Raw genomic sequence first — 24,116 nt, 5'->3', positions numbered from 1 at the left:
CGGATGGTCGGGCTATCGTTCGCAATCGCCACCCGGTATTCGCACTTTGAGCCAAGGACTCAAGAAATTTGAGGCCATATTTGAGGGATGGTCAATAGCTCAGGACTCATTTGTGTGTACTTAGTAGCCCTGATGAGTCAAGGCAAAAAAGGTAAGCTCGCCACCAGCCGCTTTGGTGGCAGCCCAGAAAAATCCGCTGCTCGCAAGCGTGCGGTGCAGCAGATTCAGGAGCGCAAACGCAACGCGGTTTCCCTCTACATCGGTAAGCCCACCCGCAAGAATGACGTTAAATCCCTTTATCTGCCCGACCTTCAGCGGGGCATCGCCGTTTGTGGTGGGCCAGGCTCAGGCAAAACCTTTAGCGTCATCGATCCGCTGATTCGTTCTGCTCTAGACCAGGAGCTACCGGTGGCCCTATACGACTTCAAGTACCCGACCCAAAGTGCTCGCCATGCCGCCTATGCCGCCAAGCTGGGTTACGACGTGCGCGTACTGGCCCCTGGCTTCCCCGAGTCCGAGGTGTGCAACCCCATCGACTTTCTGCGCAGCGAGTCCGATGCCGAGATGGCGCGGCAAATCGCCACGGTGCTGAACAAAAACTTTCGGTTGATGACCCAGAGCACTGAGGATGGCTTCTTCGCTGCCGCAGGCGATCAGCTGACGGAAGCCCTGTTAATGCTGGCCAAGTCCACCCAGCACCCCGACATCATGACCGCCCAGGCGGTGCTGGGTCTGACCAACCTGGGCAACCGGGTAGCGGCGGCTCACGGCATGAATAGCTGGATTCGAGTGTCTTTCAACCAGTTGATTGGAGTGAAAGATGCTGAGAAAACCGCCAGCGGCATCGTGGGCAGCGCCAGCGAGACCTTTACCCGCTTTATGAAAGAAGGGGTGCTGGGGGCCTTCTGTGGTCAAACCTCCATACCTCTCGACTTAACCGGCAAGCAGTTGCTGATTCTGGGGATGGATCGGGAGCGGCGGGACGTGGTGGGGCCATTGGTAGCCACGGTGCTGCACATGCTAGTCACTCGCAATGTGGCCCAGCGTCGGCAAGATCCGCTGATTGTCGCCATTGACGAGTTGCCCACCCTCTACCTGCCCACTCTAGTGCAGTGGCTCAACGAAAACCGGGAAGACGGGCTGGCCGTCATTCTTGGCTTTCAAAACCTGGTGCAGCTAGAGAAAACCTACGGTCGCGAACTGGCCCGCGCCATCCTGGGGGCCTGCGCCACCAAGGCGGTTTTTAATCCCCAAGAATACGAAGCGGCCCGCATGTTCTCAGACTTTCTGGGGGATGAAGAAATCCAGCACAAGCAAAAGTCGCGGAATCGTGGCGGCGGTAAGTCCAGCACCACCATTTCTGACCAGGAGCGCACCCGCAAGCTGTTTGAACCCAGCCAGTTTCTCCGCCTGCCGCCGGGCAAATGCATCTTGATCAACCCCGGCTTTACTTCCCGAGGAGAAGCCGCGATTCCCATCCAGCAGGCGATCAAAATTCCCAAAGCCGATGTGAAAGCCAGCGAGGGCAGCGAAGCCCTGTGGGCCAAAATTCACGCTCGACTGGTGCGCCGCAGCCCCCAACAGATGCCTACTGCCGCCGACTTAGAAAAGCGACGACAGATGGTGGAAGCCATGCTGCCTGAGCCCCAGGCCCCGGTCAACTCGGCCTACCCCGACCCCGCTGGATTGATCGACAAGTACAGCAGTTTGCTCTAGGAGACCCCTGATGACAATAGCGATTCAATCCCCCGATCTAGTGCTGGCGCAGACCCTACGGGCAAAGCTGCCCGAGGCCACCGTCAACGCTCTACTGGCCCATCCCGATATTGCCGCTGACCTCCTTCCCGTCCTGGAACAGCCACCGTTAGGCGCTGACTACGTGCCCCGCGAGATTGAAGTGCTGTACGACGATGTGACGGTTTTGCACTGGCGGGATGGTCGGATTCAAGCCCAGTGCGCCGATGTGGATATCGACTACACGCCGACGCTGGTGGAGTGGGTGATCGATGGCGACACCGCCTACTTTTCGGTTCAAGGGCTGGAGGTGATTAACCGCATCACAATCATGCCCCTGATGGAGTTAGAAGGACTAGACCCCTTAAAGGAGGAACCATGCAAGCCGTAGTAAACCCCGGAGAAGCGAAACAAATCGAGCAGGATTATGCTCACACTACCCTGGCCTCTAGCGAAATGGCAGCGGCCACGGCTCAATCGACCGCCGAGGCTGTACAAGCCTTTATTCAGATGTTGCGCGAGCGGCTCCAGGCGGCTCGGCAAAAGGAACAAGACTCTGAGAGTAATGCATCGGATGCTCAACTCGATGATGCTGTGGATCTACCCCAAGCCGTCTTCGAGCCCATCGAGATCAAGATGGGCCGCGAGATTGTCTACCGCGAGGGCTATGCCGATAAAGACCCTGTCAACAAGCTCAACGCCAATACGCTAAAGCTGCTCCAGGCCGCAGTAGATGCGCCTCCGCAGGCGGGGGCTGAAGCAACTACCGGAGCCAAAGGGACAATCAATATCAAGGCTGGAGATGAGCTGGTTTATCGGATGAGCAGGGGGGCGGTTGAAACCAACCGGCTAGAGCCAGAGCCAGTTGGTCAGGCGGAAGTGCCTCAGGCAGAATCCTCCCATGAAGATCCAATAGCAGCAGCTCCACCTGGAGTCGGAGCTGCTGTGTCTCCTGTTTCCATGCCCGTGTCTCAGATCAAAGCGGTAGCGGAACCCAAGGTGTCCCTACTCCAGAAGGTCGAGCCTGCCCCGTCCTCGGTAGAACCACAAAATTTACCACCCGCTAGCCAGCCTGCACCCACCCAAGTGGCGGCTCAGCCCCTGGCTATGGCCTCACCCAGGGTAGTCTCCATCCTCAACGTGATGGAGCGCCAGAACCAGCAGGTGGTGGAAAAAGCCACCCAGAAATGGATGCAGCAAACCACTCGGGTAATGCAGCGCTCGTCTCAGCAGTTGACTGAACGAGTGGTGGCCCTGGCGGCAAATATCCGCAGTCGGCAGGTCGCCTCCACAGCGGTGGATTTGCTCCAAAAGTACGGCACTGCCTACAGCCCTGGTCGAGGCTTCTATGTGGCGGAGAACTACGTGATCAGCTCTAAGGGCCGCATGGTCACCGTCTCAGACCGCGAAGGCATCGAGTTGATGACGGCTCGCAAAACTCGCTGGGGGCTAGACATCCTCAAAAACGATATGGTGGCCTCCCAAGAGGCCGACTTCATGAAAGCCCGCCAGCAAATCCAGATCCAGGGTATTGATGGTCTGTCCCCAGAGCCTCCCATGCGGGTACGGCAGCTGGGCAACCTTGCACCAGCCGGGGATATGGGCATTACCCGCGATCTCACGGCCCTGGCTCTGGCGAAAACTGCCCGCAAGCTGCTCGATGTCACGGGCAGCCGCCCCAACGTGCAGGGCAAGCGAGTGTTTCAAGGGGGCAGCCAGTACCGTATTGAGGAGACGCCCAATAGCCTGAAAATTCAAGCGGGGGAGCGGGGTCAGATTCTCAGCATCGACAACGGCAAAATCAGGTCTGCTTTGACATCTAAGGATGTAGCTTACTTCCGCTTTATCGACCGGGAACTCAGCCAGGATTTGCAGCGGCACCAACCGGCGACAGTGACGCCCCTGAACAGCCGACAACGCAGCCGCGCCGTCGGCATGGCCATGGGTGAGTAGGAATGGCAAAGGATGCCCAACAGCAATTGGTGAACCACTTCACTGCCCACTTTCTGGGGGGTGAAGGGTTTACGACGATTACCGCCGCCCGGCAACAGGCGGCGTTGGTGTTGGGCACACCGGTCAACCCCGGCACAGCACTGGTAAAGCAGGTGGATGAAGCGGTGGAGGGGGCGGTGGTGCGAGCAGCCCAGGGGATTCTTCAGGCCTCGGCCACTCCTCGCGACGCCTACGAGCGGCTGGTCGAGTTGCACAACCGTCAGCCAGCCCTCAATGTTCGTTCCTCCACCAGCGTGTTGCAGCAGGCCTACAGCACGCCGATTCCCATCGCGTTTTTGGCCTCTACCCTGGCGGGCATTATCCCAGACACCACCGTCTACGAACCCTCTGCCGGACATGGCGCATTGCTGGTGGGAACTGACCCTACCCAGGTCACCGTCAATGAACTCAATCCAGATCGCGCCGCTGACCTGCGGGCTCAGGGGTACCGCGTCACGGAGTGGGATGCGGCGGAGTACCAGCCGGAACGCCTACATGACGTGGTGATCGCCAATCCTCCCTTTGGCGCGGTGCGAGCCGCGCAGGGGCAGCGTAAACGGTTCAGGTTGCCGGGCAATCTGCGGGGGACAACCCAGATTGATCAGGCGATCTCGTTCCAAGCTCTAGGAGCGATGAAGGACGATGGTCGCGCCGTTTTGATACTAGGTGGCAAGCTGGGCGTAGACGAAGAGCTGCGGTCTGAGCGCTACAACACCCTGGAAAGTCGAGGCTTCTTTTATGCCCTGTACCAGCAGTACGCCGTTACCCAACACATTTCCATCTGGGGTGATCTGTACCGCAAGCAGGGTGCTGGGTTTCCCATTGATTTGATTGTGATCAAAGGCCGAGGGCAGTCTGAACGCCCGTTACCGGCTGCTGATGTGCCGGTTATCTACAAGTCGTTTGCTGAACTTAAGGAGTTGATTCCTAATGAACCTATCCGCCACGCCCGTATCTCCCCGGACGTACCCGTTCATGACCCGCCAGTATCCCAGCTTTCCCAACCTCTGGACGCTGGAGGGCCTGGGAACGCTATTCATCGTCAAGGTGCCACCAGCGCTAGAGCAGCTGAGCAAATCGACTTACCTACAGCTGATGCAAACTCGGTTGGACAGAATGATTCAGGCCTCCGTCTCAGAAACCTCCCAGATCGAGACGCAACAACGGCTGGCCACTACCCTCAGCGAATTGGACTGGGCTCAGGAGATTCCAATACTGGAGCCGGACAACGAGCCGGACTTCGCCCTGGAGTATTGGCGGCAGCAGTGGGCGGAGACCTTGATTCGGAGCAACTGGCGGTTTCAGGAACGCCTCGGCTATTACGGGGGGATCTTTCCGGTAACGCCCGTAACCCCCAGCTATCCGGACTATCTGGACTGGCTGAACCTGCACGACGAGACCACGCTAGAGGCGTGGCTGAACGAACTGAGTCTGTAGCCCTTCACCCAGAACTCATTATGAATACTCCTGTTTCAACCGGCGAGGCTGTGGCTCCGTCGGCAGACACCTATGATGTCCAGCCCCGGCAGGTAGCCTATGTGCCCAAGAGCAAGGGCTTTTCGACTCAGACCCTGATTCCCTTCAATATGGCTAGTGCAGCGCAGCAGGCGCTGGAGCGCTTTGAGCAGCAGCAGGGCGATATTGACAAGTACCTGGCTACCCGACTGGGCTATGGCTCCGTGGCCGAACTCCACGGCTACTTCAGTGCTGAGCAGGTCGATGCTTCAGCCCTAGCGATCAGCAATATCGAGCGGGGGGCCGGGTTTATCACGGGCGATCAGACGGGCATTGGCAAGGGGCGCATCTGTGCCAGCATCATGCGCTACGCCCAGCAGCAGGGGAAGATTGCCTTGTTCATCACCAAGGACAAACCGCTCTACGCTGACATGATGCGGGATGTGGGGGATATAGGGATGCGGCGGTTTTCGCCCTTCATCACCGATAGCGGCACCGAAATTCCCTTAGCCAATGGCGCGGCGCTGAAAACGGCTGGAGCGGCGAAGCAGCAGGCAGAAATGCAATCCATGATCCAGCGAGGCAACCTGGGCCGCTACAGCGCGGTGTTCACCACCTATAGCCAACTCCAGACCGTAGGAAAGAAGGAACCGCTGCGGCGCACGTTCCTCAGACGTATGGCTCCTAATGCGATCTTGATTCTGGATGAAGCCCACCAGGCGGGGGGGAGCAAAGGGGGATGGAAAGAGGCGGGACCACCGGATCGGGCTGACTTTGTGCGGGAGTTGATCGACCTGTCATCAGGGGTGTTTTACTCGTCAGCGACCTACGCCAAGCGGGCCGATGTGATGGACTTGTATGCCCGGCGCACCGACCTGCGGTTGGGCGTCAGCAGTATGACGGCGCTAGAGAATATCTTGACCCGTGGAGGAGTGCCACTCCAGCAGATTGTCGCCAGCAAGTTTGTCGCCTCGGGGCAAATGCTCAGGCGGGAGCGCTCCTATGAGGGGATTTCGTTTCAGGCCAAGACCGTGCCGGTGGATCGGGAAGTAGCCGATGACTTCTCGGCGGCGATGCGGGCGATCAAGGATTTTGACCGGGCTAAACAGAAGGCAGTGAAGGCGATCAGTAATGAGGCCAAGGCGGAAGCGAAGGCCCTGAGGCAGGATGGAGCGATTGGCGAGGTGGGAGCCCGGAGTACCAACTTCACGTCGCTGATGCACAACTGCATTGAGCAGGGGCTGCTGGCCCAAAAGGCGGATGCGACAGTAGATGAGGCGATCTCAGCTCTCCAGAGGGGCGAAAAACCCGTGATTACGGTGGCCAACACTATGGGCAGCTTCATCGAGGCCTATGCAGAGTCCCAAAATTTGAACCCTGGGGACGCCATGAGCCTTTCCTTTGGGGATCTGCTGGAACGGTATCTGGAGCGATCCAGGGACGTGGTGGTGACAGACTACCGGGGCCACTCCACCCGGCTACGCCTCAGCGATGAGCAGCTAGGCGGCGATGCCGTTCTGGCCTACGAGGAAGCGTTGGATTGCATTCGCGAAAGTGACTTCAGCGGCATTCCCATCAGCCCGATTGACTACATCGAGCAGCAGTTGGAGCGCTCTGGCTACCGGGTTACCGAAGTCACCGGGCGGACGGCGGGCATCGAGTATGGGGCCGATGGCACTATGGCCTACAAAGTGCGACTGGGGGAGGAAACCACCGCTAAGGGCAGGATCGATGCCGTGGCCCGGTTTAATGCCGGAGATGCCGATGTCATTCTGCTCAACTGCTCGGGCTCGACTGGTATTTCGCTCCACGCCTCGGAGAAGTTTGCCGACCAGCGGCCTCGACACATGATTGTGGCCCAGGCCGAACGAGACATTAACGTGTTCATGCAGATGCTGGGCCGGGTGCATCGCACCGGGCAGGTGGCGTTACCCAATTACACGCTGCTGATGGGGGATCTCCCGGCTGAAAAGCGACCGGGGGCGATCCTGTGTCGCAAGATGGCGAGTCTCAATGCCAACACCACGGCAGCACGGGAAACCGATATCTCGCTCAACACCGTAGTAGATTTCATGAACCCCTACGGCGAGCAGGTAGTGACGGAGCTGCTGGCGGACGACCCGGAACTAAATGCCAAGCTAGATTTTCCTGCCGCCAAAGCCGAAAACGATGCCTCCGATATCGCCCTAATCAAGAGGGTAACGGGGAGGATTCCACTACTGCCCATTGCTGAACAAGAGGCGGTCTACAGCCTGATTGAGTCGGAGTACCGCGACCTGGTGGATCAGGCACGGGCGATGGGGGAGAACATTCTGGAGGCGGATCAGCTGGATTTGGACGCTCGACCGCTGGCGCGGATGGAGGTGATGGCGGATGACAGCGAGACCGCGAGCGAGTTCACGGGGCCAGTGTACCTAGAGTTGGTGGAGGCGAAGAGTGAGAGCAAGCCGCTGACCCAGCTTCAGGCGATCAATGCAGTGCGGGAGTCGGTGGGGTTGGCAGAAGTGTCTGCGGTGGATGCCCATGACCCGGATGCTGTAGCCGCGCAGGCCAGGCAGCGGGTGGCGGCGACAATTACCCAGTTGGAAGCGGAGACCAATCGCTACCGGCAGGCAGCGATCGCCCAAAAGCAAGACAGTAAAGCCATTGAAAAGCTGAACGACCGCATTGAGCAGCAGCTCACGCATGTCTCTAGCGTGCTAGAAACTTTCGTGCCGGGCACACCGCTGCGGTTGGTGACGCCTGCCAGCAAGACCATTCTCTACGGGGTGGTGGCGGGGGCCGATGCCAAGAAGCGCTCGGGGAGCCCAGCCGCACCGAATCGTTGGAAGCTTCGGATCTTGGTCGCGGATTCGGCTCGACAGATTACGGTGCCATTGTCCAAGTTCAATACAGGGCGGAGCGGATCACTCGATGCCACGGTGCAAACGGAGGACTGGTTTGGCAACAGCGTGTACTCGCTGTTCGACATACAACAGGAAGCGGGGCGAATTAACCGGCAGATCTTTACCGGCAACCTGATCAAGGCGTTTGAGAAATACTCCAACGGCAAGCTGGTGAACTACACCGACTACCGGGGTGAGGTGTGCCAGGGGCTGATCATGCCCAAGGGTTTCGATATTGAGTCGGAGCTGACCAAGGAGCAGGTGGCCTTTAAGGAGCCGCAGCAGGTGTTTCGGTTCTTGACCGATCTGACCAACCGGCAGGGGGCGGTGAAGACCCTTGATGAGTTGCTGTTGTTGAAGCCCCAGCAGGCGGGGGACGGGTTCATTCTGCAAGCGCCCAAGTCGAAGGAGTCTGGGGGGCGGTACTACCTGGATGAAGACTTGATTACGGCGGCAGGATCAGATTTTTATTCGGTGGCCGATCGCATGGAGGTGGTCATTCCCCCAGAGCGGTTGGAGCGGGTGCTGGGGGTAGTGATGCACCAGCGGAACTACACCCTGGCGGCGTTTGAGTTTAAGGAGGTGGCGCGGCAGTTGATGGGGGTGGCGCTGCCGACGCTGGAAAAGGTGGAGATCCAGGAGGTGAAGCCCTCGGTTGTTTCTCAGGCAGTGGCACCTGCGATCGAAAATCAACCCAGTACAGAATCAGCCGTAGAAAGACCTGTGGCTGAAGCTCCAGTGACCCCAGTTGTCCCCAATCAGCCCCCGATGGGCCAACTGGAGAAGCGGATTCTGCGGTTTTTGAGAAATGCCGGGATTGATCAAGACGTGATGACCTCCCAGGAATTTCACCTGCGAATCGAGAATGAACCCTTCATTCCGCTGGTGGTAGAGCGGCAGGGGGATGAGCTGTATCTGACCCATTACCTGACTCAGAACGGCGATATGTTCATCGATTCGGAGATGGTGTTTCGGGTGCGGGGCGAGGGGCACATTGAGTTCAAGGAGACGGCGGTGCAGAGTTTGCGGGGCGGGGAGTCGCGGCTACCCGATCGCGCCTTTGCCCAAATTTTCTCTAAGAACATTGTCCAGCAGGGGTTTGCGGAGGCTACGAAGTCTCAAATCCAGGCTCAGGAAACACCCGAAGTGGAGCAGGAACCGGGAGATGAGCGATCGCAGATGCCGAGTGACATGCGGCAGTATCTGGAAGTGAAAGACCAGTATCCCGATGCGATCGTACTGGTGCAGTCGCCAGATCAGCGGTTCTATGAGGCGTTTTTTGAGGGTGCGCGGCCCTTGATTGAGCATCTGGAGATGATTGGCACCAGCATGGAGTCGGGGGTGAAGGAGTTGGGGCGGGTGCCGGTGGCGGGGTTCCCGGTAGGGAGTTTACACAAGTACTTGGATAGGCTGACCCAGCAGGGGGAGGTGGTGATTGCGGATGGGGAGGGGGCGATCGCACTTCACCCCCACCAGCCGACCGAACCAACCCTAGAAGAACCTGCCCCAATTCCTGTTAAACTCATTCCTCTGCCCCAGGCTTCAGCAGCAGCGGTTGAAGAACCTGAATTCCAGGTACAAAGCCTATTTGACCTGGCCTCGTTCAAGGGGGCACACCAAAATGGCCATTGGGAGAGCCATGCTGCTGATCCAGCTTGGACTGACCCAGTGGAAGACCCTCAATCAACTGCGCCATTGTCAGAGGTGGCCGTAGATCCGCCGATACCCCCGTTGTCTAGCCCCACGGTTCCAGCAGCAGCTGACCAGGGGCAACAGGTCAACGATGCAGCGCCCGAGGCACCAGAACCCTTGCCAGGACAAGCCTTAGAGACTTTGCGGGACTGGTACCGCGCGGCCCGCGATTTAGGCCATGACCCGCTGCATCTAGAGCAGATCAAGCAGTTAGGCCTCTCAGCCAAACAAGCCAACGGCAACGGTTTTGGCCTCGCGCCAAATCTACAGCAGGCGATGGCTCAAGATCTGGCTCAATATCAGGCGTTGCAGCAGCGGGGAGAATATGTGGCCCAGGCTTCTCAAAAAATCTTGTCGGCGATCGGGCAGACCCGAGGCTCCCATACTCAATTTCGCGGCAAGGTTTATGAATTGAAGCAGACCGCCGACCGGCTGACCGTCCGCAGGGTGACACCTCACCCCCAGACCATTTTGGAAATGGCCCAGGGAAAAATTCAGCGCACGGTGGTGACGGCTGAAGACTGTCAGCGATTTCAGCGATTTGTGCAGCGCCTAGAATCAGACCGTGTGCCCACCCCGACCTCAGCAGGACTTGAACGATGATGACCCTGGCCCCCTTACCCGCCGACTACCGCCCCCAGTCCATCGTAATTTTGTGTGATGGGCAAAAGGCCGTGCATGTGGAGGGCAACGAAATGCAGCTCGATGTGGAGTGGACGGCGGAGCGCGAACCCGATCACCTGGAGATGTTTTGGGATGGGGTGTTGGTCTATGCCCTGGTGAACCAGAAACTCACGGTCAACCGCCTGGAACTGGTCACGGGCACTGTCCACCCCATGGAATGGATCTTTCAAACCCCAGAGGGTCAAGCCGATGAACCCCGCCCTTTGCGCCACATTTGATTGGCTGAGATCGCAGGGGCTGCCGCCGCTGCCCGTGGCTCCAGCCCAAGATCCGACGCGCTACCCGGCCCGCGATCGCGATGGCAGCCTTAAGCGCGATAAAGACGAGGCTCTGGTGCCCGCCTTCACCGGCAAGAACCCCAGCTATGTGGATAGTCATGGAATTCCCCATCTGATCCGGCATACCCAGTATCAAAATCGGCTGCCGACTCAGGCTGAGCTTCAGACCTGGTTCGCTAACCCTGACAACGGCATTGGCACCCTAGGTGGTTGGCACAACATCGTTTGGATTGATGTGGATGTGAAGCAGTTTGAGTCGCAGCAGGCCTGCGATCAGCGGATCGCCGATTGGCTGAGCCAATACCCGCTCTTACAGCAGACCTTTACTGAACGTACCCATAGCGGTGGCTGGCGGCTGGCAGTGCGAGTCCACGAAAAGACATTCACCAACTTTTCCCTGTATGGGGTGGGTGGTCACCACATGGGGGAGGCGCTGGGACAGGGGCGCTTCACGGTGCTTTCGCCGACGGTTGGCCCCAGTGGCAAGGCCTATGTCAATGTGCAGCGGGTACCGCCGGTTTGGGTGGAGCAGTTGGATGCGATCGGGCTGTACCCGGTGAGTGGTCGAAGAGAGCAGAGGCCATCCCGCCAGTCTCGACCACTAATTCAGCCACAGCCTGCTCAAGCAGGAGTCCTGCGGCTGGGGGATCTGGCCACGGCGAAGGCCCAGGCGGTGCTGCATGGAGATAGTCCGTTGGAATCGCGATCGCATTCGCTAACCTATGCCCTGCGTGAGTTCTATGGGTGGGAGAACTGGGCTGCCCAGAATCGGATACCGATTAGCGGCAATGCGGAAGAGCTGGCGCGAGCGGCAGGAGCTGCGCTAGGGATTGACGCTGAGCGGGTGGAGCGAATTATTGGGAGCATTTCTGACCCAGGCAGTTGCGCCCCAGCGGCGGTTTTTGCGGGGGGCGAGACCAGTGCTTGGAAGCGGGTGTGGAAGTTAGACCGAGGAGTCTATGAAGAGCTATGTCCTGACGCTACCAAGCAGGCTATCAAGGTTACAGCCAAAAGGAACCATCGCGTTCTGACCGTGGGCAAACCTCAAAAGAGGCAAAACGCTGTCATCAAGGCTTCAGCAGCCCATCAGTCCGAAATCTCAGCAGATCAGATTCAAACATTCGTGCGCCAGGCCCGAGAAATTCTGGTCCATGCCCACCAGCTAGGACAAGGGAAGGTGACTGGTAAGGGCTCAGCAGTAGATCCCAAATTTTGGGTACAGGGGCAAATTTATCAAATCGCCGCTGAGGGGCCGCAGCTGACTATAGAGGCACGTGGCCGGGGCGCTATTTTGCAGGCTAAGGGTGATACTGTCACCTTGGAAAACTTGACTGTAGTTGATCTGAAGCGGTTTCAGGCTGAGATGTTGAGGCTTCAGCAACGCCATCGCCATTATGCAACGGCTCCAGTGATTTCTCGCCAAGGTCAGGAGCGCTGAGTCTGCATTATTGATTGGTTAAGCAAGCCATGAACGTCTGCCGTAGGTTGACCTGGATCTCTGAAGATTTGGTTGTTTGGGTCAGGTTAACTAAAAGCTTTTATGCGGGGGGTAGCCTGGGCAGGCCAGGGATTAGGTAAAGTCATGCAGCGCGTTAGGATGAGAGCAACGTCTCCGGGGATAAAGGCTATGACCCAGGCTAAGGTAAAGCTCGCTTCCTTTGAAGAGTATCTTGCCTACAGTGATGAGACGCCGCTAGAGGGGCGTTTTGAATTAGTGCGTGGGGAGTTAGTCGAATTGCCACCCGAGTCAGAACCGAATAATTGGCTGGCTAACTACCTGCAATTTCTGCTGGTCGCGGCCAACGTCGCTCCCCTTCGATTAATCAAAATCCATGCGTTAGAACTGCAAGTGCCGGTCTTGCAACCGAGCGATGCGGCCAACCGCTACCCCGACCTGGTGGTTCTCCGTCCCGAGCATCTGGAACTAACCCAGAGGCGGTTAACGCTCACCCGCAACATGCCGCCGCCTCGCTTGGTGGTTGAGATTGTCAGTCCTGGCAAAACCAATCGAGACCGCGATTATGTCTCCAAACGGGGTCAGTACGCAGCACTTGGAGTGCCGGAGTACTGGCTAGTTGACCCCGCAGCCCAAACCGTCATGGTGCTGTCGCTAGCCGGTGAGACCTATCAAGAGGTTGGAGTGTTTGGGTTGCAGAGGGCTATTGCCTCAGTCGAGTTTCCAGATCTAACTCTAAAAGCAAGCCAGATTTTTGAGGCTGATCGATAGCTTCGGCCAATTCCCTATCGTTCAAAGCCTCTATTTTGTCTGTTGGAACGGCTGTCATGCATTGTGTGAGACAGGTTTGCCTGTTGACTGGCCATAGCAACTAAATTGTCCAAATTGGTCGGTAGCGGCAAATCAGCGGGCTGAGAGCGTCCACTACTGATACCCGTAACATCTCCAGGGTTTTCCTTCGCCCTAGATCGCTCCACCCGCTCAATCAGCCGATCCAAATCTTCTGAGGCATACAGTCGTAAATCCTGCTTTACCCGGCTCACCGCCACATAAAAGCTCTCCCGCGCCACATGGCGATCCAGCGCCCCAATCACCCGCTCCGCCGACTTGCCCTGAGCCGAATAGGTGGTGCTGACCAGCGCGTAATCCAGATGCGCCAGCTCCGAACTCTCGAAGCACCCTGCCTCTCTCCGCCCCCAACGAATTATTACCTGTCCATCCTCCATGCCCACCACCTCAAACTCCTGGCCATTGCGCCGCCCCAGGGCATGGTCATTGCGCGTCCACCGCAGGCGATCCCCTACCGCAATCTCCATCTCCTCCACCTCATAAACCGACTTCCGCTGAATCTGAGCTGGATCCACCTGCAACGCCGCCCCCGATTGCCCCCGCAGCATCAGCCCATTACTGTGACTATCCGTCGCCAGCACCTCGTAGCGCTGCCCCTTCTCCAACCCCAGTCGCTTGTAGCTGGCCTGGGGAATCAGCACATTCCCCGGCTGAAAATGGTGGGCATAACTCGCCTGGGTCTCCGTCAAATCCCTCGCCTTCAGCCGCTTCACCGTCAGGCTCTGGCCCAGAGTTCCTTCTACCTTCAGTCCCTCCCGCACTAGATGGGTGATCATGAGCCGCTCTTGGTTGGTGCCCGCCAGCAGCAGGGTCTTCTTTCTCTCATCTGGAGCCAATGCCAGATAGTCACGGGCGATCGCCGCCGCCCTCGCCTCCTGACTACTCACTTGCTGAATGTAGGGCTTCAGATGCTGCACCCCCGCCGCAATCTCCCCAGCGGCAATCAAGTCAACACCCACCTTAATCTGCTGATTCTTCTGCCGAAGTGATTGGGTAAGGTAGGCCGTTGCCATCCCCGCCTGCTGCAAACTCTTGAACGGGTTCCCCGCCTCCACTGCCGACAGTTGCCGGGTATCTCCCACCAAAACCACTCGCGCCTGCTGCACCTGGGCTTTGGTCACAAGGGCCAAAGCATCCTTCGCACTCAAGAGCCCGGCCTCGTCCACGACCCAAATCTCAGGCTGAGCCGGGTTGGGTTCCACTGGTTGAGCACACAGCAACGCCGCGACTGTTTCCACCGGCTGAATTTGGGCCGAGTCGCCCAACGACTTCGCTGCTTCCGCACTGGGGGCAAAGCCCCGGACAGTGTAGCCCTGGGACTCCGCAATCTGGCGAAACTGATTTAGGGCGTAGCTCTTCCCCGCCCCGGCCACCCCTTGCCAGGCGGTGACGCGATCACGGGTGGTGGTCGCCAACATCACCCCCTGCACCTGCCCCTCGGTCAGACCCTGATCGCGCAGATGTGCTTCCACTAAGTTTGGTGAGGCGATCGCCCCCACATCTCCTCGGCCATCCAATACCGTGCGAATGGTGTCTAGCTCCCGCAGCACCGCCGTCTGAGTGGTCAGCCGCTGATCATGGGTGTGAATTACCTCCGGATCGGTATCCAAGGTCTGTTGCACGTCATCAAAACACTGCTGCCCCAGATGGTTTTCCAGGGCAAACCGCTCTACCTGCTCGCGATGGAACACCGCCTCCCGCTCGGCGCAGTGGGTGAGCCCGGCTTGGGTGGCTCGCTTTGGCTGGCTTTGCCAATCTATTGGTTGGGTTTGGGGGTGCTCCAGCTTCAGCGCCTGGGCCTGCTGCTGCCAGTAGGTGCGCAGCTCTTCTCTGGGAATTTCCTTCCCCTTGGGCGCACGGGTCATCAGGGTTGCCAGCTCCCGCGCCTGGGCCGTCGCATTCTCCTCCACCGCCGCCAGAATCTGCTCCCGCCGTTTGGAGAATGCCTGGAGGTCTTCGGCTTGATACCCCCGGAGTTCAAACTGTCCATTTGCCCTGGGCTCAATGCCATAGCCCAGGCGCTGCACTTCCACCGCCAGCTCGTTTTGGTAAATCATCCCCAACAGCTTCTGCTGCTTGAAGAGGATGTCATTGTGGAGCGCCTGCCAACGGCCATTGTTCAACTGCGTGGCATTGATCACCACGCAATGCGTGTGCAGCTGCGGATCCTTCTCGCGGGAGGTGTCGTGGTGGAACTGGGCGACGATCAGGTTGCCGGTGCCAACTGCCTGCCGCCCCTCCGGCGTCCGCACCCGCGTTTGGGCATAGCGCTCTTCGATGATGGCCAGGGTGCGCACCACCGCTGTGCGATGGGCCTGCTCGATCGCCTCATTTCCCCCAACCAGAGCCGCCAAGCTGATGCTCTTCGGCGCACTAAAGGTCAAATCTAGCCCGGCTCGATGACGCTCTGGGTCAATCTTTCGACCCGATAGGGTTTGGTGCCCTTGGGGATGAGAACCATGAAGCAGGTTTTTGAAGTCGCCTCCCTGCACCTGGCCCGCTAGCCCCAGGCTTTTCGCCCCCTGGCCCCACCAACCAGAGTGGGCCTGGTTCTCTTCGCTGGTGTAGTAGTTCTCGGCGGTGTAGTAAGTTTCGCCCTGGTTGGCGCTGATTACCGTCAGGCTGAGCATGACTGACCTCCTATCCTTCCACCAAGCCCTGACGCTTGCGGATTTCCTGAATCAGCGCCTTGCGATTTTCCACTGCCTGCGGCCCCCGAGCATTGGCCTGCTCTAAGGCAATGGTCTCTAGCAAAATCTGGAGCCCCTGGAACTGCACTTGCAGCAGCTCTATCCGAGTCTTCAGGTCATCCACCTGCCGTTCCAGTTCGCGGCGCTGCTGACCATCGCGCATCATCAGGCGAATGATGCTGGCGGCAGGTAGCCCCAGCCGATTGGCCTCTTTTTCGACAATCGCCGCTTCTTCGAGGGGCAGCGAGACGCTAAATCCTTTACCCATGAGCTTTTCCGTGAATTCGTCAGTGAGTCGAAAACGACCGGCCATTGGCTCCTATGCCTGGAGCCCCTGATAATGCTGGGTTTCAGCAACCCCCTGGCCCAGGGCTGGGCGTGGTGTGTGAAACGCGGAGCTACGAAACGCAGTGGAGTGGCGTAGCCCCCAGGGCAGCCCCTCATGCTTTTGCCGAGGCATTCCCTGGGGAGAATACAAGGGGCAATACTCTCTGTTTTAGCCCACAGAAAATGTCAGTTCTGTTCAGCCTGGCGAGCTGCAAAGTTTGTTTTTATTCATCACTTAAATGATTGATTTTCGTCTCCCATAGAAAGGCCTCAACCAGCCAGTCGTTATTAAGTCGTTATCAAGTCGTGAATGATTGGGTGATTCCAGGCTTGTCTTGGATTCTGGATAGACAAGTCGTTATCAAGTCGTGAATAAGTCGTGAATGAAATTCACCAGTCATCAAAACGATGATGGATTTTGCTGAAGATGACAATTCAGTCGTTATTAAGTCGTGAATAAAAACGACAGCTCAGAATACAAATATCGATCAACCAGCTTGAAGGCATTCTTGCATCTTCAAGATGTTGATGAAACGCTGTCATTGGCATTCAAACTATGACCCAAATCATCCAGACCTACATCGACATGGGCAGCTCCGCCACCAAGTGCCTCTACTGGCAAAGCCAGCCCTACCTGCTGCACCTCGATCCGCAAGTGGCTCGATTGAACCCCGCTCGGCTTGACCGGCTGATGCTGGGCGGGCTGACCAGCCAGGAACCGGAGGACAGTGCCTATGTGATGGTGGGCAATAGTGCCTATGCGATTGGGGCTTTGGCGATCGCCCAAAAAGGTGACTCAGGCCTGGCTCTGCCCAAGCGCGATCGCGCCGTCTACAAAATCTTGGCTACCTTGGGGGTGATCGCAGAAAAGACTCTGACAGCTCAGGACTCCGACAGCTCGGGCTGTGAGTTCACCGCTCAACTTGGTCTGCTGCTGCCGCTGGAAGAATATTGGCAAGACCGCAAGGAGTTGAAGGCTCAGATTGTGGGAGTGATCTCAGACTTCAGTTTTCGGGGTCGGACTTTGTTTGGACAGCTAGAGCGCATTGAGATGCAACCAGAGGGGGGCGGGCTTTACCTGGCCAAGGGGTTACAGCTGGCCAGAGCTGGGGTGGGCATTCGCGACTCCACTGTCGTTGTCCTCATGTTTGGCCACCGCAATCTCTCTATCCTCACGTTCGAGAAGGGCAGCACGCCCCAGGAAACCAACAGCACTTCCCAAGGGCCAGGGTTTGTGGAATACCTGAAGCAGTGTGCCACCGAGCTGCCGGGGGTCGCTCCCGATAACCCAGCTCTACTAGAAGCGGTTTTGCAGGGCCACCCCACTTTCCATGTCCCAGGCCGTAAGGAAGCTCTCGATCTGACCAGAGCCTGTAGCTATGCCCGTGAGTTTTATCTGGATCGGGTGAACCAGTTTCTGGTGGAGTGGCTGCCCTCGGCTGAAGTAGAGGTAATTGTCGGCGGGGGTGCTGCCTATTTCATTCGGCCAGAACTGGAGCAGTTTTTTGACCAGCGCGGGCTTGTCCAGCAGATTACCTGGGCCGAGGCCCTGCGACAGGAGATGACCGATGTACTGCGGGGCCAGGATGGCACGGCTGAACCCGACTTGATCACCAGCGTCCGCTGGGCCGATGTCTATGGGTTGTTCAAGACGTTTATGTACAGCGCCAAGCCAACCCAAACTCGCTAGCATCGCGGCCATCTCAAGCACACCCAAGACAAGGAATCAGAGGAATGACCCAAACGTCAGAAACAAAGGCCCGGATTCAGTACTCCAGCCGAGATGAGTTGGATGTGGCGGTGATCGGTTATTGCCGTGGGCGATCGCGCCATGACCTCCATGCCCGGATGCGATCGGCGCTCAATGGCTGCTATGGGCCGTTTGCCATGGCAGCGGTTCAGGCTTCCCAGGATGAAATCCAGCGGCAGGCTCTACGATCAATTCAGCAGTTGACGTCCCAGATTCTAGAGATCAAAGAGCGGTTTCTGCCAGAGCTGAAGGGTCTTGATGCTCCGATAATGCCGCCCAGGGAAACACTCATAGGGGGCGATGCACACCCACGCCACTTACCATCAGCCAAGGGATCTACGGCATCCACCCCAACAGCACCCATCAAAACCCTGCCCAACTCAGGGCCGGTGGATCAGCCCCTGCGGGAGTTCTTGGGTGATGATGCCGCCATCATGGCGGGGCTCAACCCTTTCATCAATGACTTAACGTGACTCCGCCGCGCCCCAGAACACCTATCCCCATTGACCGCCAAACCCAGGAGCAGATTGCGGGGACGGCGGTGCTGCTCCTGGAGCGGTTTTGCCGCGACCAAGCTCGGGGGCAGCGGGTGTTTGAGGGCAAGCAGTTCTACACAATTGTGGAGCGGGGGCACGACCTGAATATTGAGTTCCGGGGCGATGCTCATCACCTGCCAGAGACGATTCTGACATTGCGATCGCACCAGCAGGGTGGACAGACATTCTACAAAATTGACGCCTGGCTGACCCAGGCAGATGTGCAGCGGTTTGCCCTGATTCGGCAGGAGCTATACAAAGATATGGGGAATAGCCAAATGCCCTCAAGGCAAACGAACGGATCAGTTCTAAATTGACGTATCATGACATAAAAGTTGTCACCCGTGCATAATCACGTTCTTGCCATGATAGCCGCTCAAACCCCAACCAGACGACACTGGGAACTGTTCAAGGCTTACAAGGCTAGGATTTCGAGACAAATGGGGCCGGAAGAGTTCCTTGAGTACTGGGTGGTCACCTACGACGAATTAGCGGAATTATGTGGGCGCTCTAAGAGCACTGTGGCCCACTGGTTCTCGCAAGGAGAGCATCGCCGTGAGCCATCCGAAGCAGATAAGCGACGGCTGTCCGAAGTTCATGCTCTCTGGAGCCAGTTTGAGAATGAGCCGTCCCACCTCCGGGAGATTTGGGAGCGAAAGCGGAAGCGAAAACGGGATTGAATGTTGTCGCCAGTGCATTATTTTGTTGCCCTCAGGGCAACTTCAAAAGTATCGTGGTCTTAAAGCAACTCAAGCCGCTGGGCAGAGGTAAAACGCTCAGTACCCTTAATGCCATTTAGTACTCCTCACATGGTGAATCACAATGACCCAACCTCCGGCAAACTATCCACAGGATCCCCGCTCTCCGCTTTTTCCCATTGCGATAGAAGATGTCCCGTCTGGGCGAGAGCCGTTACGCCATCTGCTGATTGGCTCCCCGAGGGGTGTTACTAGCACCATCCATAATCTCTATGGGCTCGGCTATGCCGAAGTAGGAATATGGAGTCCACTCTTACCAACCCCTAATCCTGGGGAGGTCATGTCTATTCTGACTCGGTATATTCTTCCTTGAGAAAGCACGTCAATTAAAGGAAGCACTCCTGCTAATTGTTGTTCAATACTCAGTCAAGGCGTGTTCGTTAGTCCACCAAATGCTGGGCTAAAAACGGCAGCAAAATAGCTAGTGCTTCCTCCGAATATTCTTCCCCCAGGCCCAAAGAACCCGGTGCCATGGCAGACTCCACTCCAGGCATAGCGCTCAGCATCTCCATCTCGGCTTCAGACTTAGGGGGGCTTTGTTGTGCGACGATGACCAGCTTAGATGTCGCCACCGCCTGCACCAAATCTAGCCCGTCGGCGCGCTGCTGCACCGGATCTAAGCCACCGGTTACGAAAGCAGCCGAGGCAAATCGGGCTCCTTTAGCCTGGGTAGCTTGGTGCTTGGCCTCCATCAGTTCCGGAGTGATGTGGGCGGCACAGCAATCGCTAGCCCCGCCGGTTTTGCAAAAGCAATCACTGGCATATCCTAAACCCTACAGCTACTAAAGAGTCGAGGGACTAAAAACACCTCCACCTTTCTGCATCCTACCCCTTGACCCTCCAGTGAACTGGAGGTTTTAGCATAAACGCATTCAACATTTTGATGCTTTTAAGCCAAACGAGGTGAACCGATGACCACTACTCTTTCGACCCCAGCCGGAAAACAAATCGAACTCCAAGCTCCGGTCAAGCTTTACCGCATGTCGATGCCTGAACACGAATGTCCTTGGGGACTGCGGGCAGTGAATTTGCTCAACGAGAAAGGGATTGCCTTCGAAGATATCAAGCTAACCTCTCCAGAAGACGTGGCGGCGTTTAAGGCCTAGTATAACGTAGCAACGACGCCTCAAATCTTTTTTGGCGATCGCCGTATTGGCGGTTATACCGACCTGGCTGCTTACCTAGAAGTAGACGCTGAAAAGGCTGACTACTCGTATACCCCTGTCGCCGCTCTGTTTTCCACTGCCGGGCTGATGGCTTTGGCTACTTCCCTTGGCTTCCCTGGCTTCATGGGTATCTCTCTATCCATGCTGGCCTCGCTTAAGCTGATGGATCTCAACGCCTTTGCTGAAAGTTTTGCCAAGTATGACCTGGTGACGCGACGATTTAAGCCCTACGGCAAGGTCTATCCCTTTGCGGAGTTGGCGATTGGCTTAGGGTTTCTTTCGGGAGTTGCGCCTCTCGCGACGGGAATTGGTTCCCTGGTTGTTGGAGTCAGTGGGGCCATCTCAGTATTCAAAGCTGTCTATGTTGACAAAATGGCATTGAATTGTGCCTGTGTTGGCGGCAATTCTAAAGCGCCATTGGGTGTGGTGAGCTTTACCGAAAACGCCATCATGGCGCTCATGGGTGCAACGCTGATTTTCTCAGCGGTGGGCGCTCGTGAGGTTGAGCCGCAAGCCGTCCTGTCTCCTCATGACACGGTGATCGTAAAGGTTCAGGAGATCGAGTAGGCGGTGCGTTGGTGCCGCCTGCCAGAATGGGGCTCGCTCTCAATTTCACTTCTATTTCATGATTGTACGTCAAGCTAGTGAGCTGGATGAACGCAGATCTACGACTCACTAGCTAAACCCATTTGACTGTGGAGGTATAGATGAATCATTGGTTGCTGACACAAAAGCTTGACACTGCGAGGATCGCGGTTCCCGGCATGCCCATTGGCTCTCCCAGTATGGCGTCTGGTGATGTTGTCGAGTCTTATACCGTCTCTCTCACTTAATCTGGTGAAAGTGTCCCTTTCGCAGAGCACTCCTGATTAGCTATGGTCGAACGTTCTAAGTCTAGACGCCGTAAGGCTCAAAGCTCTAATATTCTCGCTATCGTGCTTGGCCCAATTGGCATCGCGGTGCTGATGGTAGCGGTAATTGGCACGCTCTGGTATCGCAATCGGCCTGAGCAAGTCGCCTTCGAACCCAATACCACCCTTGGCGAATCTGCCCTGGCGGCGGTACAAACCTTTCCTGACCAGGGGCGCAATCACGTCACCCCCGGCCAGCCTGTGAACTACGACAGCGACTTCCCCACCTCTGGCCCCCATGACCCCAACCCCGTAATGCCGGGAGTCTACACCGAAGCGCAGCGCCCTGAACAACTGGTGCATGCGCTAGAGCATGGCAATATCGTAATTTATTACGACCAGCCCACAGCCGAGGCGATGACAACCTTGAAGAGCTGGGCCGACCAGTTTTCTGGCCCCTGGGAGGGAATTGTCGTAGTGCCCAAAGCGGGGCTGGGTGGAGAAATTGTCCTGACGGCCTGGACGAAGAAGCTGGCTATGCCAGAATTCTCTCCTCAGGCTGCGGCCGCGTTTGTGGATGAATACCGGGGGCGTGGGCCAGAGAATCCGGTGCGTTGACCTGTTATGAGCAACTGCCTGTGCGTATTTTGCTGGTGGAAGATGAACCCGACCTGGGGCGAGCGATTAAGCGCACGCTCACGCAAGAAGCCTACGTGGTGGACTGGGTGCAGTCTGGGGATGAAGCGCTGGTCTATCTGGAGAGCAGCAGTGTCACCTACGGACTGGGAGTGCTGGACTGGATGCTGCCAGGGCGATCGGGGCTGGAGATCTGTCGCTGGCTACGATCGCGGCAGAATGCTCTGCCGGTGCTGATGCTGACCGCCAACGATCGCATCGAAGACCGGATTGCGGGGCTCGACGCCGGGGCCGACGACTACTTAGTCAAACCCTTCAGCATGGCTGAACTGCTGGCCCGGCTGCGGGCCTTGAGACGACGCCCCGCTGACTTCAAACCAGCTCAGATTCAGGTTGGGCCACTGACGCTCGATTGCGATCGCAGAATAGCCCTGCTGCACAGTGACACCGCCGCTGAACAGACCGTTGAACTGACCCAAAAAGAGTTTCAGCTCCTGCAATATTTGATGGAGCACCCCAACCAAATTCTCACCCAGGAGCAGGTGCTCAACCAGCTGTGGGAATTTGGCTCTGAACCCATCAGCAACGTGGTGGCGGCCCAGGTGCGGCTGCTGCGTCGTAAGCTGGGGCAGTATGGCTATGACGCTATGATCGAAACCGTCTATGGCATGGGATACCGGTTCAAAACTGAATAGACTGTTTCGTCGCAGCCGCTGGCAGCTCACCGGTTGGTATACCGGCGTCATGGCCGTGGTATTGGCGATCAGCGCGGTGGGCATGTATGAAGCCATTGCCCATGCCCATCGGGTGGCAGCCGATCGAGAGCTGAAGTCGGTAGCCGAAGCCGTTCACGATTCCCTGGAAAAATCGCTCACGACCAACGGTCAGCTTAAAAGCGATCCATCTGATCTGCTGCCCAACCTTTGCCTCACCGGAGACCCCTGTCTCGCCCCCTTTGAGCACAGTGGCAACCACTATCACCCCGATGACCTCTATTCCAGCAATTACTATATTCAGGTGCTAGACATTGAGGGCGCTGTCATTACTACGGCTGGCAACTACCCTCCAGGTCTGTCCAACTCTGACCCCTCATCCATCTGGCAAACCCGGCGCGATCGCTCAGGTCAGCCCTACCGACAGGTGAGTTTGCCCCTGTACGCGTTAGACAATCAACAACCCTTGGGCCAGGTAGTGGTGGGTCGCTCCCTCAGCGACTTTGCCACCTACCTGGCAACGATTCGCTGGAATATGGCCCTGGCGCTACCGATCGCGATGGCGCTGATTGCTGGAGCTGGGTGGTGGCTGGCGGGGGTAGCGCTGGAGCCTGTACGCATGTCTTACCGCAACATTCAGCAGTTTACAGCCGATGCTGCCCACGAGCTGAGAACTCCTCTCTCTGCCGTTCAGGCCACTACCGAGTCAGTGATTCGACTGCCGCACATCTCCGATGCCGAGGCCCGCGATACGCTCCAAGTGATTGCCCGTCAGAATCACCGGCTGGCTCGCTTGGTCAGTGATTTGCTACTGCTGTCTCGGCTCGATATTCAAACCTCAGCGCCGGGTGTGGCCTGCTGCCTACAAGATCTCCTGGCCGACATTGAGGAAGAGATGGCGGCTTTGGCGATCGCCAAGGGCATTGACCTACTGCTCGATCAGCCTGCAACCCCGCCCTTAGTGGTAATTGGTCACGAAGAGCAGCTCCACCGCCTGGTGCTAAATTTGGTCAGCAATGCTCTACAGCACACCCCTGCCAACGGCAAAGTCGTTATCCGCCTCAGAGCCTTGGATAAGTACGTCCTGATTACGGTAGAAGACACCGGGGTGGGCATTCACCCCGACGATCAGTCGCGAATTTTCGATCGCTTTTACCGCATTGAAAAAGATCGATCGCGCCAGAGCGGTGGAGCGGGGCTGGGTCTGTCGATCGCGCTGGCGATCGCCCAGGCCCACGGCGGCAGCATTCACGTCAAAAGTGCCGTCTCAAAGGGCAGCACCTTTACTATTAAGCTTCCCCTAGCCAGTGCGGGCATGCCCCTAGGCCAGCTTCGCTAGGTTATGCCTCGACCGCATTATTGTGGTGATTTTTCTGCGCTCTCAAGTTAGCCTTCTCTGCCTTCTCTGGCTATTGAGTCGGAGGGATGTTAGGCATCGCCAGGATCTAAAGAAGTAATACTTTTCATCCTGGTTTCATATTCATTCGTCAGGCTATAGCTATACCAAGTTCAGATCGAGATCTGTGGTTTTCCTACAGACAAAGCTTCATTTCTGAGCTGGGCTGAGCTTTGCAAAGGGATTCCATCTTTCTATTCAATAAGGAAAAAGGCCTAGGCACTTCTAATTGATGGCGTATCGCACAATCGAGTATAGAGAGACACAA

The 24,116-nt window shown here is 57.2% G+C and carries 17 protein-coding genes and 1 pseudogene; 15 read left to right on the top strand and 3 right to left on the bottom strand.

Going from position 1 to position 24,116, the window contains the following annotated elements; all coding sequences use genetic code 11:
- The first annotated feature begins 132 nt into the window (after positions 1 to 132).
- From ACQ4N7_RS22830 to ACQ4N7_RS22800, 7 genes are all read left to right on the top strand, one after another.
- Entirely contained in the window at positions 133 to 1,716 is a 1,584-nt protein-coding gene (locus ACQ4N7_RS22830; RefSeq protein ID WP_430713748.1) for a type IV secretory system conjugative DNA transfer family protein, read from the top strand.
- A 10-nt stretch (positions 1,717 to 1,726) separates the two neighbouring features.
- Positions 1,727 to 2,125, top strand: a complete 399-nt coding sequence (locus ACQ4N7_RS22825) for a hypothetical protein (RefSeq protein ID WP_106866644.1) — start codon at positions 1,727 to 1,729, stop codon at positions 2,123 to 2,125.
- Positions 2,113 to 3,687 (top strand): hypothetical protein, encoded by a 1,575-nt coding sequence (locus ACQ4N7_RS22820; protein WP_106866643.1) that lies wholly within the window; start codon positions 2,113 to 2,115, stop codon positions 3,685 to 3,687. The genes ACQ4N7_RS22825 and ACQ4N7_RS22820 overlap by 13 nt, the downstream gene beginning before the upstream one ends.
- Positions 3,688 to 3,689: 2 nt before the next feature.
- A complete protein-coding gene (locus tag ACQ4N7_RS22815; protein WP_430713747.1) occupies positions 3,690 to 10,361 on the top strand; it encodes a strawberry notch C-terminal domain-containing protein in 6,672 nt (2,223 codons plus the stop codon).
- The gene (locus ACQ4N7_RS22810) at positions 10,358 to 10,660 is read left to right on the top strand and encodes a hypothetical protein (RefSeq protein WP_146152602.1); all 303 of its coding nucleotides are present in this window, start codon (positions 10,358 to 10,360) and stop codon (positions 10,658 to 10,660) included. Before ACQ4N7_RS22815 ends, ACQ4N7_RS22810 begins: the two co-directional genes overlap by 4 nt.
- A complete protein-coding gene (locus ACQ4N7_RS22805) occupies positions 10,632 to 12,158 on the top strand; it encodes a bifunctional DNA primase/polymerase (protein ID WP_106869167.1) in 1,527 nt (508 codons plus the stop codon). The genes ACQ4N7_RS22810 and ACQ4N7_RS22805 overlap by 29 nt, the downstream gene beginning before the upstream one ends.
- Before the next feature lie 189 nt (positions 12,159 to 12,347).
- Complete coding sequence (locus tag ACQ4N7_RS22800; RefSeq protein WP_106869166.1) at positions 12,348 to 12,947, top strand: Uma2 family endonuclease; 600 nt, start codon at positions 12,348 to 12,350, stop codon at positions 12,945 to 12,947.
- Between the two features lie 14 nt (positions 12,948 to 12,961).
- Here the strand turns inward: ACQ4N7_RS22800 and mobF are convergent, their stop codons facing one another.
- Together mobF and ACQ4N7_RS22790 are read right to left on the bottom strand one after the other, a co-directional pair.
- Positions 12,962 to 15,655, bottom strand: coding sequence for a MobF family relaxase (gene mobF / locus ACQ4N7_RS22795; RefSeq protein WP_106869165.1), 2,694 nt, complete (start codon positions 15,653 to 15,655; stop codon positions 12,962 to 12,964).
- A gap of 10 nt (positions 15,656 to 15,665) precedes the next feature.
- On the bottom strand, positions 15,666 to 15,983 hold the full coding sequence (locus tag ACQ4N7_RS22790) for a hypothetical protein (RefSeq protein ID WP_146153069.1): 318 nt from the start codon (positions 15,981 to 15,983) through the stop codon (positions 15,666 to 15,668).
- A 615-nt stretch (positions 15,984 to 16,598) separates the two neighbouring features.
- On the opposite strand from ACQ4N7_RS22790, the gene ACQ4N7_RS22785 reads away from it, so the two are divergent.
- From ACQ4N7_RS22785 to ACQ4N7_RS22770, 4 genes are all read left to right on the top strand, one after another.
- Positions 16,599 to 17,732: a ParM/StbA family protein gene (locus ACQ4N7_RS22785; protein ID WP_430713746.1), complete on the top strand. Its 1,134-nt coding sequence runs from the start codon at positions 16,599 to 16,601 to the stop codon at positions 17,730 to 17,732.
- 44 nt (positions 17,733 to 17,776) lie between these two features.
- Complete coding sequence (locus ACQ4N7_RS22780) at positions 17,777 to 18,265, top strand: hypothetical protein (protein ID WP_106869162.1); 489 nt, start codon at positions 17,777 to 17,779, stop codon at positions 18,263 to 18,265.
- On the top strand, positions 18,262 to 18,645 hold the full coding sequence (locus ACQ4N7_RS22775) for a hypothetical protein (protein WP_106869161.1): 384 nt from the start codon (positions 18,262 to 18,264) through the stop codon (positions 18,643 to 18,645). Before ACQ4N7_RS22780 ends, ACQ4N7_RS22775 begins: the two co-directional genes overlap by 4 nt.
- Positions 18,646 to 19,150: 505 nt before the next feature.
- Positions 19,151 to 19,399: a hypothetical protein gene (locus tag ACQ4N7_RS22770; RefSeq protein ID WP_106869160.1), complete on the top strand. Its 249-nt coding sequence runs from the start codon at positions 19,151 to 19,153 to the stop codon at positions 19,397 to 19,399.
- 67 nt (positions 19,400 to 19,466) lie between these two features.
- Here the strand turns inward: ACQ4N7_RS22770 and ACQ4N7_RS22765 are convergent, their stop codons facing one another.
- Positions 19,467 to 19,778, bottom strand: coding sequence for a hypothetical protein (locus ACQ4N7_RS22765; protein WP_106869159.1), 312 nt, complete (start codon positions 19,776 to 19,778; stop codon positions 19,467 to 19,469).
- Between the two features lie 219 nt (positions 19,779 to 19,997).
- On the opposite strand from ACQ4N7_RS22765, the pseudogene ACQ4N7_RS22760 reads away from it, so the two are divergent.
- The 4 genes and pseudogenes from ACQ4N7_RS22760 to rppB all read left to right on the top strand — a co-directional run bounded on the left by ACQ4N7_RS22760 (position 19,998) and on the right by rppB (position 23,791).
- Positions 19,998 to 20,819 (top strand): annotated as a pseudogene (locus ACQ4N7_RS22760) (MauE/DoxX family redox-associated membrane protein).
- Positions 20,820 to 21,127: 308 nt separating this feature from the next.
- Entirely contained in the window at positions 21,128 to 21,721 is a 594-nt protein-coding gene (locus ACQ4N7_RS22755) for a DUF3105 domain-containing protein (protein WP_275335470.1), read from the top strand.
- Between the two features lie 20 nt (positions 21,722 to 21,741).
- Positions 21,742 to 22,434, top strand: coding sequence for a two-component system response regulator RppA (rppA, locus tag ACQ4N7_RS22750; protein ID WP_106870316.1), 693 nt, complete (start codon positions 21,742 to 21,744; stop codon positions 22,432 to 22,434).
- A complete protein-coding gene (gene rppB, locus ACQ4N7_RS22745) occupies positions 22,403 to 23,791 on the top strand; it encodes a two-component system sensor histidine kinase RppB (protein ID WP_106870314.1) in 1,389 nt (462 codons plus the stop codon). Before rppA ends, rppB begins: the two co-directional genes overlap by 32 nt.
- Positions 23,792 to 24,116 lie beyond the last annotated feature (325 nt).

This window comes from Nodosilinea sp. AN01ver1 (assembly GCF_050565655.1).
In the GTDB taxonomy this organism is placed as follows: domain Bacteria; phylum Cyanobacteriota; class Cyanobacteriia; order Phormidesmidales; family Phormidesmidaceae; genus Nodosilinea.
This window is presented reverse-complemented; position numbering and strand designations above follow the sequence as displayed.